The organism is Marinobacter antarcticus, assembly GCF_900142385.1.
Lineage (GTDB): Bacteria > Pseudomonadota > Gammaproteobacteria > Pseudomonadales > Oleiphilaceae > Marinobacter > Marinobacter antarcticus.
Genome location: NZ_FRAQ01000001.1, coordinates 1126649 through 1141955, shown reverse-complemented (window position 1 = coordinate 1141955; position 15307 = coordinate 1126649). Strand labels below are relative to the sequence as shown.

Sequence of the window (15307 nt, the reverse complement as noted above, 5' to 3'; positions counted from 1 at the left end):
GATGTACGTCAGATTTACTTCTTTTCGTCGTCTTTGACTTCTTCGAACTCGGCATCCACCGCATCGTCAGCAGATTGCGACTTCGCGTCTTCCTGGCCGCCGGCCTGCTCTGTCTGGCCATCCTGGTCTGCGTACATCTTCTGGGCCAGCTCACCTGAAACTTCGGTCAGTTTCTGGGTTTTGGCTTCGATGTCGTCTTTGTTAGAACCGGTCAGTGCTTCTTCCAGATCTTTGATGGACGCTTCGATCGATTCTTTCTCGCTGTCGCTAACCTTGTCGCCAGCGTCTTTCAGAGTCTTGCGCACAGCGTGAACCATGGCATCGCCCTGATTGCGAACCTTAACCAGCTCTTCGAACTTGCGGTCCTCTTCGGCGTTCGCCTCGGCATCCTGCACCATCTTTTCAATCTCATCGTCGTTCAGGCCAGAAGACGCTTTGATCACGATGGACTGCTCTTTGCCGGTAGCCTTGTCTTTCGCAGACACATTCAGAATACCGTTGGCATCAATATCGAAAGTAACTTCGATCTGCGGCACGCCCCGCGGTGCGGGTGGAATGTCTGCCAGATCAAAACGACCCAGAGACTTGTTCTGTGTCGCCTGCTTACGCTCACCCTGAACAACATGAATCGTTACGGCAGTCTGGCTGTCATCCGCTGTAGAGAAGGTCTGCGATTTTTTGGTCGGAATCGTAGTGTTCTTGTCGATCAGCGGCGTAGCGACGCCACCCATGGTTTCAATACCCAGGGTCAACGGAGTCACATCCAGCAACAGTACGTCTTTTACATCACCAGAAAGTACAGCCGCCTGAATCGCTGCGCCCATGGCAACGGCTTCGTCAGGGTTCACATCCTTACGGGCTTCTTTGCCAAAGAACTCTTTAACCTTCTCCTGAACCAGCGGCATACGGGTCTGACCACCAACCAGGATAACCTCGTTGATTTCACTGGCGCTCATGCCGGCGTCTTTCAGGGCCACCTTGCAAGGCTCCATAGTGCGCTGCACCAGGTCTTCTACAAGGGATTCCAGCTTGGCACGGGTCAGCTTGACGTTCATGTGCTTGGGACCACTGGCATCGGCAGTGATGTAGGGCAGGTTAACGTCTGTCTGCTGGCTGCTGGACAGTTCGATCTTGGCTTTTTCGCCGGCTTCTTTCAGGCGCTGCATGGCCAGTGAGTCGCCGCGCAGATCAATGCCGCTGTCTTTTTTGAACTGGTCAGCCAGAAATTCGATGATTTTCATATCGAAGTCTTCGCCGCCCAGGAAGGTGTCGCCGTTGGTGGCCAACACTTCAAACTGGTGCTCGCCGTCTACATCAGCAATTTCGATAATGGACAGGTCGAAGGTACCACCGCCCAAGTCATAAACGGCCACGGTGCGGTCGCCGCCTTTCTTGTCCAGGCCATAAGCCAGAGCAGCAGCGGTGGGCTCGTTGATGATGCGCTTCACTTCCAGACCGGCAATTTTACCTGCGTCTTTGGTAGCCTGGCGCTGGCTATCATTAAAGTAAGCCGGAACGGTGATAACCGCTTCAGTCACTTTCTCGCCAAGGTAGTCTTCAGCGGTCTTCTTCATTTTCTTCAGGATTTCCGCAGAAATCTGCGGTGGTGCCATTTTCTGGCCCTTTACATCCACCCAAGCGTCGCCGTTGTCAGCCTTGGCGATTTTGTAAGGCACCATCTTGATGTCTTTTTGAACAACGTCGTCTTCAAAACGACGCCCAATCAGACGCTTGATGGCATATATGGTGTTATTGGGGTTGGTAACCGCCTGACGCTTGGCAGATTGCCCAACCAGAATTTCATTTTCATCGGTGTAAGCGATGATTGACGGGGTGGTGCGATCACCCTCTGCGTTCTCAATAACCCGAACCTTGTCGCCATCCATAATGGCAACACAGGAGTTGGTCGTTCCTAGGTCGATACCGATAATCTTGCTCATTGAATCACTCCAGTTCTTCTGAATGCTGTACTTAATAGTTGTCCGGAAACATCTACTCCGGCTGTTGCGGTTTACAGGCTATATTGGCGCTTAAGTCGGTTTTTCAAGCCTGCTCATCAATTTTTGGTGCATCTTGTGCCTTAGCCACCACGACCATTGCCGGGCGCACAACGCGGCCATTCAACAAGTAACCTTTCTGTACCACCGCCACCACGCTGTTTGGCTCAGCATCTGGCGCAGGCACCATGGACATGGCTTCGTGTTGCTGGGGATCGAATGGCTCACCTACGGGATTCAAAGGTTCAACGTTGAACTTTTTCAGGCTGGAAACGAACAGACTCAGCGTCATTTCGACACCCTGACGGATAGACGCTACCAGCTCGCCAGCATTCCCCTGGCCTTCCGTGCTCTCAACCGCCTTCTCAAGACTGTCTGCCACCGGTAGCAACTCTTTAACGAACTTTTCCAACGCAAACTTGTGCGCCTTTTCAACGTCTATCTCGGCCCTGCGACGCACGTTCTGCATCTCCGCCTGGGACCGCAGCATCTGCTCCTGAAACTCCTGAACCTGGGATTTTAAAGCGTCAAGTTCGGAAACCTCACCTTGCTCGGCCTGCGGCTCACCTCCCTGCACTTCTTCACCAGATGCCTCAGCGGCCTCTTTCAATTCATCTACTTGTTCATTGCGCTTTACGTCGTTGCTCATGACTACTCCTGCCAGATCTTCGGTGGCCGGCTTAAACGCGACCAATTGAACATAGGCTCCAGCCCCACAGAGCCGAAAGAATGCTATTGCGAACGAATATGGGGTTCAGAGCTCAGGTTTCAACCACCACAGCCTGCATTCCTGAAGAAAATCCCGTCGCGGTGTTTGCAAACCTGAAATTACCTGTATATATTCACAGTGACTGTATGCACGAACAGTATATTTTGAAAGGCGGAGGTTATCTGCATGCTCACACAGCTCACAGTTTCCAATTACGCGATTGCCGAAAGGGTAGAACTGCAATTCAGCAAAGGCATGACAGCCCTCACTGGCGAGACAGGTGCGGGCAAATCCATTGTGTTGGATGCCCTCGGGCTTGCGATGGGCGGTCGCGCTGACGCAGGAGCTGTACGTTTTGGCGCGAAGCGCGCAGATATCACCGCCACATTTGATGTCTCGGGCATCCCCGAGGCCCTGCAATGGCTGGAAAGCCACGAACTGGATGACGACAGCGACTGCATCCTGCGCCGGGTAATCAGCAAAGACGGGCGCTCACGGGCCTACATTAACGGCCAGCCCTGCCCCCTTGCCCACCTGAAAGATCTGGGTGGGCTGCTGATGGATATTCACAGCCAGCACCAGCATCAGTCACTCCTGCGCAAAGAAACACACCGCAAACTGATCGATGAATTCGCGGGCGCAGAAGACCTCGCCGGCCTGACCTGCGAGGCATGGAAAGCCTGGAACCAGATTCGCGCGAAGCTGGCCGAGCGCCAGCAGAATGCAGAAGAGTCTGAAGCCAGGCTACAACTACTGCGCTACCAGGTTGAAGAGCTTGATCGCCTGGCCCTGGAAAGCGGCGAACAGGAGCAACTGGAGCAGGATCAGGCGCAACTGAGCCAGGCCGATGCGATTCTGCACAGCAGCCATCAGGCAGCTCTGCTGTGTACCGAAGATGAAACCAGTGCAGCGGGCCTGGTGCGGCAGGCATTGCAGCAACTGGAGCAACTTCCGGTTGCGATCCCCGCGCTGGCCGACACCATACAGATGCTGAACGAAGCCCAGATTCAGATCAGCGAAGCTGGCGATAATCTTCGCCATTTTGTGGATGACTACGAGGCAGACCCAGCACGACTGACCGAAGTTGAAGACAGGCTCAGCGCTATATACCAGATGGCGCGCAAACATCGCATCAATCCGGAGGAGCTGCCCGAATTTCATCAACGGCTAAGCGCGGAATTGGCAGAACTTGATGGCGGAGAGGGCAGCCTGGAGAAACTCGAAGCGGAGCTTGAAATCCAGCGCAAAGGCTTCGACGAGCTGGCGGACAAGCTTTCAGAAGCCCGGGCCAAAGCAGCCGTGGCACTGGATCAGCGCATTGCGGGCGAACTCGCTCAACTGAGCATGCCGGCCGTGCAGTTTGTTACGCAACTGAACCGCAACGGCCAGGATGAGCCAGCGCCCCACGGCCTGGAAGAAATAGAATTTCTGGTCAGTGCCAACCCCGGGCAGCCTGCAAGACCACTAGCCAAGGTCGCTTCCGGTGGCGAACTGTCACGAATCAGTCTGGCGATTCAGGTGGTGGTTGCACAGACATCGACAACCCCAACCCTTATCTTTGACGAAGTCGATGTGGGTATTGGGGGCGGCACGGCTGAGGTGGTTGGCAAGTTGCTGCGCTCGCTGGGCGACAATGGCCAGGTTATCTGCGTGACCCACCTGCCACAGGTTGCGGCTCAGTGTCATCAACACCTGTTTGTCAGCAAGTTCACCCAGCAGGACGCGACTTTCTCAAAAATCGAATCTCTGGACGACCAGGGGCGGATCAGTGAAGTTGCAAGAATGCTCGGCGGGGTGGATATGACCGACCACACCATCGCCCACGCGACAGAAATGTTTTCCAAAGGACAGGCAACCCATCACTGACGTAATGGCGATTACCACTTCCCCCTCTCTACCCTGAGAGCTGTTGGGGCAGGCTTCACAGCCTGCCCCCTTTTTATTCGGCCATTAACACTGCGAATTTACGACTTAATGGGCTTAACGTAGAGAATCAGGCTGTGCTCGACAATTTCGTAGCCGTGCTCTTTCGCTATTTTCTGCTGACGCTCCTCAATCACGTCGTCAACAAACTCAATCACCTGCCCTGTCTGGGTGCAGACCATGTGGTCGTGGTGATCTTCGCTCGCCATCTCGAATACCGCGTGGCCGCCTTCAAAGTTGTGACGCAACACCAGACCCGCCGTTTCAAACTGGGTTAACACCCGGTATACGGTGGCCAGCCCCACGTCATCACCCTGATCCAGGAGTCGCTTGTACACATCCTCAGCACTGAGATGGTGATCCTTGGCGTTTTCCAGGATATTGAAGATCTTCACTCTTGGCAGAGTTACTTTGAGACCGACTTTTCGTAGTTCGGCGTTTTCAGATGCCATGTTACCATTCACTCTTTGGTGTGCCTCACGGCTTCCGGTATGATGAAGCCGCCATTTAACGGTTAACCCGTGCCACACCTGCCCTTGGCAGGCGATTTCAAGATAGAGGATTTCCTCCGGCGATGCAAAAGCTTACAGCTCTCATTCTCACTCTGGTTCTGTCCGGTTGTGCTTTCCCGGGCGTTTACAAAATCAACGTCCAGCAAGGCAACATTGTTACCGATGAAGAGCTGACCAAACTCAACGAAGGAATGCCGCGCAGCCAGGTTCAGGCGCTACTGGGCAGCCCTTTGATGCTGAACCCGGTTGACCGTTCGCGCGAATATTATGTGTACACGTTCCAGCGCCGCGGCGGCGATATCGAAGAACAACGCATCATCGTGTATTACGACGGCGACCGTTACTCACATTACGAAGCTCAGCTTCTGGAAGAAACGCCGGCCTACTGATCCGGCCCGGACTTCTTTTTGGCCCGGTTCAGGCGCGCCTGTTTCGGGTCAATCTGGAGTGGGCGATACAACTCTACCCGATCCCCTTCGCGCAGCTCATGCTCAGCGGGATTTTTAATAACCTTGCCAAATATCCCCATATCGATCGAATCTGCATCGATCTCCGGGAAAATTGCGGTGATGCCTGACAACTTGACCGCCTGAACGGCGGTTGCGCCTTCAGGCACCTGAACAGAAACGATCTCCTGTTTGTCCGGCCGGGCGTAGGCCACTTCAACCTGCGGCATCAGGCGCCTCCCTTATAGATATCATCCGCGCGACGACAGAAAGCATCTACCATGGTGGTAGCAGCCTGGTTGAACACTGGCCCGAAGGTCATACGCGACAGCGTGCCTGAGAACTCAAACTCCAACGTCAGGATCACTTTACAGGCATTCTCATCCAGGGCTTTGAAGTGCCAGCGGCCCGTGAGATTGCGGAACGGCCCATCTACGAGACTCATTTCAATGGCTTCCGGCATCAGCAGCTGGTTGCGGGTAGTAAGCGTGTGCCGCACACCGCCCTTGGCTATTTCCAGGGAAGCCATAATCTCCTCCGGGCCCTGCTGGTGAACCTCCGCGGCCGCACACCAGGGTAGAAACTCCGGATAACGGGCAATGTCATTAACCAGGTGAAACATGCGCTCGGCAGAGTGCATAACCAGGGCTGTTTTATCAATCTGATGGGGCATCGGAACCGGTTGTCCTGCTTACAAACACGCTTTAAAAATGATTGCAGACGCCTGAAGAACCAACACGGCTGCAATCAGACGCTATGATAAAGGATATCGTCGTCTTTAGGGGCATTTTCAGGGGCCGATTTCTGTTCGCTGTGCTCACTTGCAGGCGCCTGTACTGCCGGTAACAGTTCTCCTCCCCCCTCGCCTGCCCCGTCACTGACGGCGCCGCTCTCACCAACATCTGCCGCCTCAGGAGAGGCTCCACTCTCATCCCGGAAGACCATACCAGGTGCCGGCTCACACCAGAATGCCTTGCTGCCGTTGTCGCAGAGGTTTACCAGTGAAGCTGCGGTGTATTGGATACCGATGTAGACAACAACCAGAGGCAGCACCAGGCGCATAACCCAGAACCAGATTGTACCAAAAAGCTTCGGTGCTGCTCCGAGCATGGTTTTTGAGAGGTTGCGGGTCAGACACCAGCCAGTAAAAAGCGCGATGAGAATAGCCACCAGGGGAATCATCAAGCCGCCGCTTGTCAGTTCCAGCCAGCGAAAAACCGTCGCGCCGCCAAACCGGTATTCCGCCCACACATTGAACGAAAACAGGGAGACCAGCCCCGCGAGCCAAACCGCCAGGCCCAAAAGAACCACAGACAACCCCCGGGGGGCACCTGTCCATTCACGAAACCAGCCAACAACCGGCTCCAGTAAAGCCAGTGCAGTTGCCCACACAACCATCACCACCACAAGAAAAACTGTCGCGATAACGAACTGGCTTGCCGGAATCTCTGCAAGTGTAATGGGAAGTGAGATAAACAGTAGGCTGAACCCCCGCTCGCCATCAAAAACGCCGCTTTCCGTCGCCATGGAAAAAATCATCAGCCCGGCCATAATTGCGACCAGCGTATCCATCAACACAACAGCCAGAATGGATCGCTTCAGGCGTGTGTCCGGTGTGGTGTAAGCACCCAGAACCGCCCATACCCCCATACCCAAGCCCAGAGTATAGAACGCATGGAATAAAGCGGCGCGCAGACTGGCCCAGGTTAGATCCTGCGGATGCATCTCGAGAATCTGACTGATGGCGCCGTCAATACGGCCATGCCAAGCGGCAAGCCCGAACAAGGCGAGCAAGAGTATCAGCGTGCCTGGCACCACAATTCTGAACGCGCGCTCAAGGCCTCCAGCCACACCCTGCCCCGACACCCACAGCACCATGATCAGAAAGAAGGCATGCCAGCCCATGAACACGCGATACGCCCTGGGGTCAGAAACCAGCCCGGCGAGTAGGCTGGTGGCCTCCACCTGACCCGCACCGGAAAACCGGCCCATCGCACCAAAAAACACATAGGCCAGCGCAATGGCCCCAAAAACTGCAGTAAACGACAGCACCAGAAAAGCAGCCAGTATGCTAAGCCGACCTGCAGCCATCCACACTCTTGAACTTTTAGCACTGCGAATCAGGCCATCCATCGCCAGCACAATGCCATGGCGGGCATAACGGCCAATAGAAGCTTCGGTAACCATTAATGGCAGAGTGACCAGTAGCAGACAGCCGAGATACAGCAGAATGAATAGACCGCCACCGTGCAAGCTCGCCAGATAAGGAAACTGCCACAGGTTAGCCAGACCCACAGTTGCACCCACTGCGGCCCAGAAAAAGGTTGATTTACGGGTAAACGACCCGATATGTGTCTGATATGGCGCAGGCATTTTTGCCTCTGAAAAGAGTCTGGCCCGATAGTGTAGCCGAAGGCCTTCTATACACACGAACCGGCCGCGCCTTTAAAGGCCATTTCGTGACCGGTCTGGCACTCGTGAGCTACAATGCTCCTTTTGCCGACCCGTGTCCGGTCGGCCCGTTCATTCGTCCGAACCCGGATAACTGATTCATGAGCAAAAAGAAACCCGGTACGCCAAGCAGTACCATCGCCCTGAACAAGAAGGCGAAGCACGAATACCACATAGAGGATCGCTTTGAGGCGGGGCTTGTCCTGCTCGGCTGGGAAGTGAAATCACTGCGAGCTGGCAAAGCCCAGATAACCGACGCCTATGTATTGCTGAAAGACGGTGAGGCCTTCCTGCTGGGCGGGCACTTTCAGCCGCTGACCGAAGCCTCCACCCACGTTATTGCCGACCCCACCCGCACCCGCAAGCTGCTGCTGCACGCAAAAGAACTGGCCAAGCTGATCGGGGAAACGAGTCAAGCCGGCCAAACCTGCGTGCCTCTGGCGCTGTATTGGAAAAAGAACAAAGTGAAGTGCGAAATCGCTCTGGTAAAAGGCAAGAAGCTGTTCGACAAGCGCGCCACCGAGAAAGAGCGCGACTGGAATCGCCAGAAACAGCGTATTCTGCGTGACTCCAACGCCTGAACGTTCGGTTTAACCGTCGATTTTCCTGATCCGCGTCACGGGCGACAAGCACTTTGTGTCGCATACTTGTCCTCTATGCACCGTTTTTTATGCTGCCTATACTGCTGTTGTCCGGTGCACCGCTCAGGGAGGGTTTATGTCACCAACTCAAATACCAATGGCCGCCGTCGACCGCGCCTGGCTGCGAATGGACACGCCCCAAAACTCAATGATGATCTGTGGCGTGTGGATGCTGGACCGCCCTGTTTCCGTGAACCGCCTCAGGCGCACGATTGAGGAACGCTTCCTGTGCTTCGACCGCTTCCGGCAGAAGGCTGTGGACACCGGAGACCGCGCCTACTGGCAGGATGACCCGCTGTTTGACCTGGACAACCATTTCCACCAAATTGCCCTTCCGGGCAAGGCCGACAAAGCTGAGCTCCAGAAACTGGTCAGCGATCTGAACAGTACCTCGCTGGATTTCCGGCAACCGCTCTGGCAAATGCATTATATCGACAATTATCAGGGCGGCAGCGCACTGTTGATTCGTATTCACCATTGTATTGCCGATGGCATCTCACTGGTTCGGGTCATGCTGTCACTGACGGATAAAACGCCAGAGCCCAAGCTAAGCAAAGTTGCGTCAAAACGTCATTCAAAACCACCCCAGAGATCCGCAATCCAGCGATTGCTCCACCGCGCGGTGGACAACGCACAGATCGCCACACATCAGGCAAAGCTATTCATTCAATCCGTCCGGGAAGAGCCTAACTACCCCCTCAAACTGGCATCGACGGCCAGTGCCGTGGCTCTGGACATTATTAAGCTCGGCATGACCCCCGTTGAACCCAAAACCGGGTTGAAAGAGCCACTTTCTGGACGCAAACAGGTGGCCTGGGCAGACCCTCTGGACCTGGACGAAGTAAAAGCCTGCGCCAAGGCTTTGGGTGGCACCATAAACGACGCACTGCTCTGCACAGTCACCGGGGCTTTGCAGCGGCATTTTGCAGCACACAAGGAGGCCATCCCCGATTGCGGAATACGCGTTGCCGTTCCGTTCAACCTGCGGCCTCTTGATCAACCCATAGAAACCCTCGGCAACAAGTTCGGTCTGGTGTTAGTTACCCTGCCGGTGGAAGTATTGGACCCGCTCATGTGCTTCCAGCAAGTGCAGGAAAACATGAACCGGCTTAAACGGTCCTATCAGGCCCAGGTCACCTACAGCCTTCTGGATTTATTCGGCCGCGGCCCCGATGTCATTGAACGCCGGGCACTGGACCTGCTCAGCAACAAAGCGTCTGCCGTACTGACTAATGTGCCGGGGCCGAAAGACGCCCTTTACCTGGCTGGCAGCAAGCTGACCCAACCCATGTGCTGGGTGCCCCAGAGCGGCAATATCGGCATCGGCATGAGCATTCTCAGTTACGCCGGCACTGTTCAGTTCGGCATTACCGTCGACAAAGCCATCCACGCCGACCCAAATGCCGTGATGGATTATTTCCGACAAAGCTTTGAAGCCCTTAGCCACGCGGCTCTGGCAGGCAGACACAAGAGCATAAAGCGCCAGCCAGGCTGAGAAACAGCGATACATAAAAGCCTGCCTGTGCAAAACAGCAACAAAGAAGCCTTGAAGTCGGGCGACGCACCCCCATATACTGTGAGTAAGGGGACGACATGGCTTCGACGCTGGTGGCGAACCCTTGGGTGCATGTCGAGATGGCAGCGAATCTCGTTAATCCAAAGCTGCAATGCAATAGTCGCAAACGACGAAAACTACTCACTAGCAGCGTAAGCTGCTAGTCGTCCTGACTGGGTCGCCCGTAGCCCAGAGCTACATCTCAGGACGTCATCGCTTACGGGATGCTCCGTTATCCAGAGTTCACTGGCTAACGGCTAAGATTTAAAGAACTCGCCTCTTGCACCCTGGCCTTCGGGTCGCTCGAGGTTAAATCAATAGAAGGACATAAACATGTAGATCTCAAGGCATAGTGCTGGCGGACGCGGGTTCAATTCCCGCCGTCTCCACCAAACAAAGATCCAAAGCCGCCCAAGGGCGGCTTTTTTCATGCCTAAAATCATGCTTAAAGCCGATTCTTCCGTCCTAGAAGGTCTTATATAATCCAGGGGCACATGCCTCACAACGAAGACTTGATGCCCCCCATGCCTTTGACAGATACTGCGATTCGGAAGGGTTCTGCTCCATTCAATCGCCTTCGCGCCGAAGGCGGATTTGCAGGCGCGCGTGGTCGATAGCTCCAGTGCAGGGTTTCTGGTGTCCGACTACGCTAAACAAGTCACCGGTCAGACGATGTATGTGGATGCTGGTTATAATGTGAGGGGATCATGATAGATATAAAGGAACTGAACGGATACACCTTTGAAGAATTGCAGCTGGGCATGTCAGCCATGCATAGCCTTACCATTACTGATACAGACTTGCGCCTTTTTTCTGGCGTTTCCGGTGATACCAACCCAACGCACTTAAATGAAGAATATGCAAAAAGCACCCTATCCACGGGGTGTATTGTGCATGGCATGCTCACTGCGAGCTTGCTCTCCACAGTCATTGGCACAAAACTGCCAGGTCCCGGTTGCCTTTATGTTAGCCAGACACTGCTCTTCAAAGCACCTGTGCATGTGGGCGATACGGTCTACGCTAAAGCAACAGTAATAGAACTAATACCTGAAAAACGCCGCGCTAAGTTACATACCCAATGTCTGGTGAAGGATGTGGTAGTGCTGGATGGTGAGGCGGTGGTTCAATTGCCTAAGAGCCAGACTTGATCGGTTTCTGATGCTGTATTCGTCCACTGCATCTACGAATAAAACCGGGACAGATCTATTTTCTGTATTGTGTGCGCCATCGCCGAGCCAACAGGTTATGGCCCAGGGCGGCGGCGGTTACGCCACTTTCAGTTTTTGGTCCTGGCTGATCAGGTATTCGCCATAGGTGCCCTGGAAGTCCACCAACTCCTGGTCTTTGATTTCAATGACGCGGGTTGCCAGTGATGACACAAATTCCCGGTCATGGCTGACGAAGATCAGGGTGCCATCGTAATTCTCCAACGCACGGTTTAGCGCCTCAATGGCTTCCATGTCCAAGTGGTTGGTGGGTTCATCCATGATCAAGACATTGGCGTCAGACATCATTAATTTGCCGAATAGCAGCCGGTTTTTTTCGCCACCAGAGCAGACCTTGGCTTTCTTGTTGGCATCATCGGCGGTGAACAACAGGCGGCCAAGCATTGCGCGGATCATCAAATCGTCGTGTTTGGGTGTGCGCCACTGGGCCAACCAGTCAAACAGGTTCAGATCACAGTCAAAGTCGGCGGTGCTGTCCTGGGGGCAATAAGCGACGACGGCGTTCTCAGCCCATTTAATCTCACCGGAATTGGCTGTGATTTCTTCCATCAGGCAGCGTAAAAAGGTAGTTTTACCGACGCCGTTTTCGCCAATAACGGCCAGTTTGGCACCGGCTTCCAGAATCAGGTCGCCGTCGGAAAACAGCGGCTGGTTGTCAAAACCATGGGACAACTTATCCAGAATCAGGGCCTGGCGGTGGAGTTTTTTGTGCTGCTTCATGCTGATGGACGGCGTGACCCGACTGGACGATTTCACTTCATCGAGTTTGATCTTATCCATCCGCTTGGCGCGGGAGCTTGCCTGTTTGGCCTTGGAGGCGTTGGCTGAAAAGCGGTTGACGAATTGCTGTAGATCGTCAATTTCCGCGCTTTTCTTAGCGTTCTCTGTATGCAACTGGTCACGGATGAGTGTCGACGCTGCGACGAAACTCTCGTAGTTGCCGGGATAGATACGCAGCTCGCCGTAGTCAATATCGGCCATGTGGGTGCAGACGGAATTCAAGAAATGCCGATCGTGAGAAATGATGATCATGGTGCAGTTGCGCTGGTTCAGAATCGTCGCCAGCCAATGGATGGTGTGGATATCCAGGTTGTTGGTAGGCTCGTCCAGCAGCAGGATGTCCGGGTTGGCGTAGAGCGCCTGCGCCAGTAATACCCGAAGCTTCCAGCCGGGCGCCACCTGCTTCATCAGGCCAAAATGGAACGCTTCCTCGATGCCGGCTTCCAGCAGTAGTTCGCCAGCACGGCTTTCGGCGGTGTAGCCGTCCATTTCGGCGAATTCGACCTCCAGCCCGGCCACGACCATACCGTCTTCTTCGGTCATTTCGGGCTGTGCATAAATGCGATCACGGGCCTGCTTAACCCTCCATAACTCCGCATCACCCATGATGACGGCATCGACCACGCTGTAGTCTTCGAAGGCAAACTGGTCCTGGCTCAGGGTGCCGACGGTCTGTCCGGGGGTAATCGAGACGTTGCCGGATGTCGGCACCAAGTCCCCACTCAGGATTTTCATAAACGTCGATTTACCGCAGCCATTTGCACCAATCAGACCGTAGCGATTATTGTTACCGAATTGGGCGGAAATATTTTCAAACAAAGGCTCTGCGCCAAACTGCATGGTGATGTTTGCGGTGGAGATCAAAGACGTATTCCTGGAAGCAGAAAAAATAGAAGGTGTTAACCAGTAGCGCAATATGAGGCGTAGAGGGCGTACACAAATGGAGGCGGACTATAGAGACTTAGGCCTCCAATGTCGAGTTGGCTGTGCATTATTTGCACGAAGGTTGCCGGTGCGGTGGGCGCCCGGCCGGTGCACTTCCGGACTCCCCACACCACTACACTTGGACTATAAATAACCGGGACAGATTTATTTTTAAACACTCTTTCTGGTACAGATAGAGCTCAGATTGCGCAGATAAATCTGTCCCGGTTTCGGGGAATCCTCAATGCCTGACTGGCGGAGGCGGCATGAAGTCTCTCTCGAATACAGGGTTTGCACTTTTTGGTGCGGCGCTGATCGCGATCAGCTACGGGCTCGCGCGCTTCGCCTTTGGTCTTTTTGTACCCCCTATTCGGGCCGAGTTGGGTCTGACGCCAGACGTAATCGGTATCATCGGCGCGCTGCCGCTTATCAGTTTCCTGCTGGCCACGCTGGTGGCCCCGCTCTCCGCCGATCGTTTCGGTGCCCGCAACACGGCCGTCCTGTCGGGTGGTTTTGGCGTTGTCGGTCTGGCGCTGATCAGCCAGGCATCTGGAGCTCTGTCGCTCGGCGCCGGTGTGTTCGCATGCGGCATCTGCACCGGACTGATGATGCCGGCGCTCACGGCCGCCATGCAGGCGATGGTGAGCCGAGCGGTGCACGGCCGGGTCAGCTCAGTCATAAATGCGGGCACCAGTATCGGCGTGGCCATTGCCGTGCCGGTGGTTCTGTTCCTGTCTGGTGCCTGGCGTTCTGCGTATGTGTCTTTCGCCATCCTGGCGGGGATTGGCATGGTTGCCGCGTGGTACTTTATTCCTTCGGTGTCTCGGGTCATTCCCGCGAACGCCGCGCCACCAACTCCGATCAGCGCCCTGCAGTGGTGGCGGCTGCTCAGGCTTTCGCTGTTTGCATTCGTGATGGGCTTCGTTTCCTCTGCGTACTGGATCTTCGCACCCGATTTAATGGTCACCCTCGGTGGCCTGCCGCCCTCTGCAACCGGGTGGCTGTGGCTGGCGGTTGGCATCGCCGGCATCGGAGGTGCCGTGGTGGCCGACCTGGCCGATCGCAACAACCCACCCATCACGCATTCACTGATGCTGGTAATGCTGTCCGCGAGTTTGGCACTGCTTGCTGCCAGCCCTGAACAGCTGGTGCTCGCGGCATTCTCCGCGCTGGTCTTCGGCCTGGCCTATATGAGCCTGACGGGGCTCTATCTAATGACAGGCATCCGCCTGTTGCCGGCATGCTGGTGAGCGAATTCGGCTACGCCAATGCGTTTGCCACCTTCTCCGCGATCGGCATCCTGGTAGCAATGTTGTCGCCACTGTACCCGCGCTACATTGACCATGAGCCCGAGGAGGAGCAGGAGCAGATTGAAGACCAAACCGGCCTCCAGGCGGCGTACAATTACCAGCTCCTGGACGAAGATGGAGAGCCCCTGGCACCCGTCGCGGACGAGACTGAAAACCCGTAACCGATGGCTGCTTAAATAAATCCGTCCCGATTTTCGCACTTAAATAAATCTGTCCCGGTTTTAACAAATTTTTTTGCACTCTAGTATGAACACTCTAATTTTTCACCGTACTGTAGGCCCATAGTTTGAAGTCAGACGGATTCCCGTCGACACATTCGCTTGGTGAATCCTTCTTCAATCAAAGCGATCACTAGCAACCAGGAGATTCAAAATGGGTAAACTCAAAACATATCAGCAACAGATTCAGGAAATCGTCGAGAAAGGCATCAACGCCGCAGAAGAGCAACAGAAGAAGTTATCTGCCAAGCCTTTCGAGTACGCTGAGAAATTGGAATCCAGCGCTCGCGAATACAGTGTCAAGTCATTGCGCTCGCGTTACTACGGCTACAGTGAAACGCTGTTCGAGCAGCTTCGCAGCCTGAACCTGCGTATGGGTGGCTTTGCTGCCGACATCGTGTCAAAGCTTGAGAAAGAAGCAGCTGAAGGTGCCGATGAGGCCGCTGAAGTTGTAGCTGACGCCGCTGATGACGTAACCAGCGTGGCGCAGTCCACCAAGCACAAGGTCAACACTAAAAAGCCGACTGCAAGTAAGACTCCGGCCAAGAAGACAACAACCACCGCTTCTGCCTAATAGCGGAACCGTGAAATTAAAAAGGTCGCCCTAGGGCGACC

Annotated in this window: 15 protein-coding genes and 1 other RNA gene; 9 read left to right on the top strand and 7 right to left on the bottom strand. The window is 54.7% G+C overall.

Features of this window, described 5'->3' with window-relative positions; translation table 11 throughout:
* Positions 1-14: 14 nt before the first annotated feature.
* Positions 15-1940 (bottom strand): molecular chaperone DnaK, encoded by a 1926-nt coding sequence (dnaK, locus tag BUA49_RS05350; RefSeq protein WP_072796113.1) that lies wholly within the window; start codon positions 1938-1940, stop codon positions 15-17.
* A 103-nt stretch (positions 1941-2043) separates the two neighbouring features.
* On the bottom strand, positions 2044-2646 hold the full coding sequence (gene grpE / locus BUA49_RS05345; RefSeq protein ID WP_072796112.1) for a nucleotide exchange factor GrpE: 603 nt from the start codon (positions 2644-2646) through the stop codon (positions 2044-2046).
* 246 nt (positions 2647-2892) lie between these two features.
* Between grpE and recN the strand changes: the two genes are divergently transcribed.
* The gene (gene recN, locus BUA49_RS05340) at positions 2893-4572 is read left to right on the top strand and encodes a DNA repair protein RecN (protein ID WP_072796111.1); all 1680 of its coding nucleotides are present in this window, start codon (positions 2893-2895) and stop codon (positions 4570-4572) included.
* Positions 4573-4670: 98 nt separating this feature from the next.
* Here recN and fur read toward each other — a convergent pair whose 3' ends face one another.
* On the bottom strand, positions 4671-5081 hold the full coding sequence (gene fur / locus BUA49_RS05335; protein ID WP_072796110.1) for a ferric iron uptake transcriptional regulator: 411 nt from the start codon (positions 5079-5081) through the stop codon (positions 4671-4673).
* Positions 5082-5203: 122 nt separating this feature from the next.
* On the opposite strand from fur, the gene BUA49_RS05330 reads away from it, so the two are divergent.
* The gene (locus BUA49_RS05330; protein ID WP_072796109.1) at positions 5204-5530 is read left to right on the top strand and encodes an outer membrane protein assembly factor BamE; all 327 of its coding nucleotides are present in this window, start codon (positions 5204-5206) and stop codon (positions 5528-5530) included.
* Here the strand turns inward: BUA49_RS05330 and BUA49_RS05325 are convergent.
* From BUA49_RS05325 to BUA49_RS05315, 3 genes are all read right to left on the bottom strand, one after another.
* Positions 5524-5817, bottom strand: a complete 294-nt coding sequence (locus tag BUA49_RS05325; protein WP_072796107.1) for an RnfH family protein — start codon at positions 5815-5817, stop codon at positions 5524-5526. The two genes, BUA49_RS05330 and BUA49_RS05325, sit on opposite strands and share 7 nt — an antisense overlap.
* Positions 5817-6260 carry a type II toxin-antitoxin system RatA family toxin gene (locus tag BUA49_RS05320; RefSeq protein WP_072796106.1) on the bottom strand — a complete coding sequence of 148 codons (444 nt, stop codon included), beginning with the start codon at positions 6258-6260 and terminating at the stop codon, positions 5817-5819. The genes BUA49_RS05325 and BUA49_RS05320 overlap by 1 nt, the downstream gene beginning before the upstream one ends.
* 74 nt (positions 6261-6334) lie before the next feature.
* Complete coding sequence (locus BUA49_RS05315; protein WP_072796105.1) at positions 6335-7960, bottom strand: sodium-dependent transporter; 1626 nt, start codon at positions 7958-7960, stop codon at positions 6335-6337.
* Positions 7961-8139: 179 nt separating this feature from the next.
* Here BUA49_RS05315 and smpB point away from each other — a divergent pair, with 179 nt between their 5' ends.
* The 4 genes from smpB to BUA49_RS05295 all read left to right on the top strand — a co-directional run bounded on the left by smpB (position 8140) and on the right by BUA49_RS05295 (position 11382).
* On the top strand, positions 8140-8619 hold the full coding sequence (gene smpB / locus BUA49_RS05310) for an SsrA-binding protein SmpB (protein WP_072796104.1): 480 nt from the start codon (positions 8140-8142) through the stop codon (positions 8617-8619).
* A 136-nt stretch (positions 8620-8755) separates the two neighbouring features.
* A complete protein-coding gene (locus tag BUA49_RS05305; protein WP_072796103.1) occupies positions 8756-10174 on the top strand; it encodes a WS/DGAT/MGAT family O-acyltransferase in 1419 nt (472 codons plus the stop codon).
* A gap of 89 nt (positions 10175-10263) precedes the next feature.
* Positions 10264-10626, top strand: a transfer-messenger RNA (tmRNA) gene (gene ssrA / locus BUA49_RS05300).
* A gap of 315 nt (positions 10627-10941) precedes the next feature.
* Positions 10942-11382: a MaoC family dehydratase gene (locus tag BUA49_RS05295; RefSeq protein ID WP_072796102.1), complete on the top strand. Its 441-nt coding sequence runs from the start codon at positions 10942-10944 to the stop codon at positions 11380-11382.
* Positions 11383-11499: 117 nt separating this feature from the next.
* Here the strand turns inward: BUA49_RS05295 and BUA49_RS05290 are convergent, their stop codons facing one another.
* The gene (locus BUA49_RS05290; protein ID WP_072796101.1) at positions 11500-13104 is read right to left on the bottom strand and encodes an ABC-F family ATPase; all 1605 of its coding nucleotides are present in this window, start codon (positions 13102-13104) and stop codon (positions 11500-11502) included.
* Between the two features lie 326 nt (positions 13105-13430).
* Here BUA49_RS05290 and BUA49_RS05285 point away from each other — a divergent pair, with 326 nt between their 5' ends.
* The 3 genes from BUA49_RS05285 to BUA49_RS05280 all read left to right on the top strand — a co-directional run bounded on the left by BUA49_RS05285 (position 13431) and on the right by BUA49_RS05280 (position 15266).
* Entirely contained in the window at positions 13431-14414 is a 984-nt protein-coding gene (locus BUA49_RS05285; protein WP_228704410.1) for an MFS transporter, read from the top strand.
* Positions 14411-14635, top strand: a complete 225-nt coding sequence (locus BUA49_RS17985; RefSeq protein WP_228704409.1) for a hypothetical protein — start codon at positions 14411-14413, stop codon at positions 14633-14635. Before BUA49_RS05285 ends, BUA49_RS17985 begins: the two co-directional genes overlap by 4 nt.
* 211 nt (positions 14636-14846) lie before the next feature.
* The gene (locus tag BUA49_RS05280) at positions 14847-15266 is read left to right on the top strand and encodes a hypothetical protein (protein ID WP_072796100.1); all 420 of its coding nucleotides are present in this window, start codon (positions 14847-14849) and stop codon (positions 15264-15266) included.
* Positions 15267-15307: the final 41 nt, after the last annotated feature.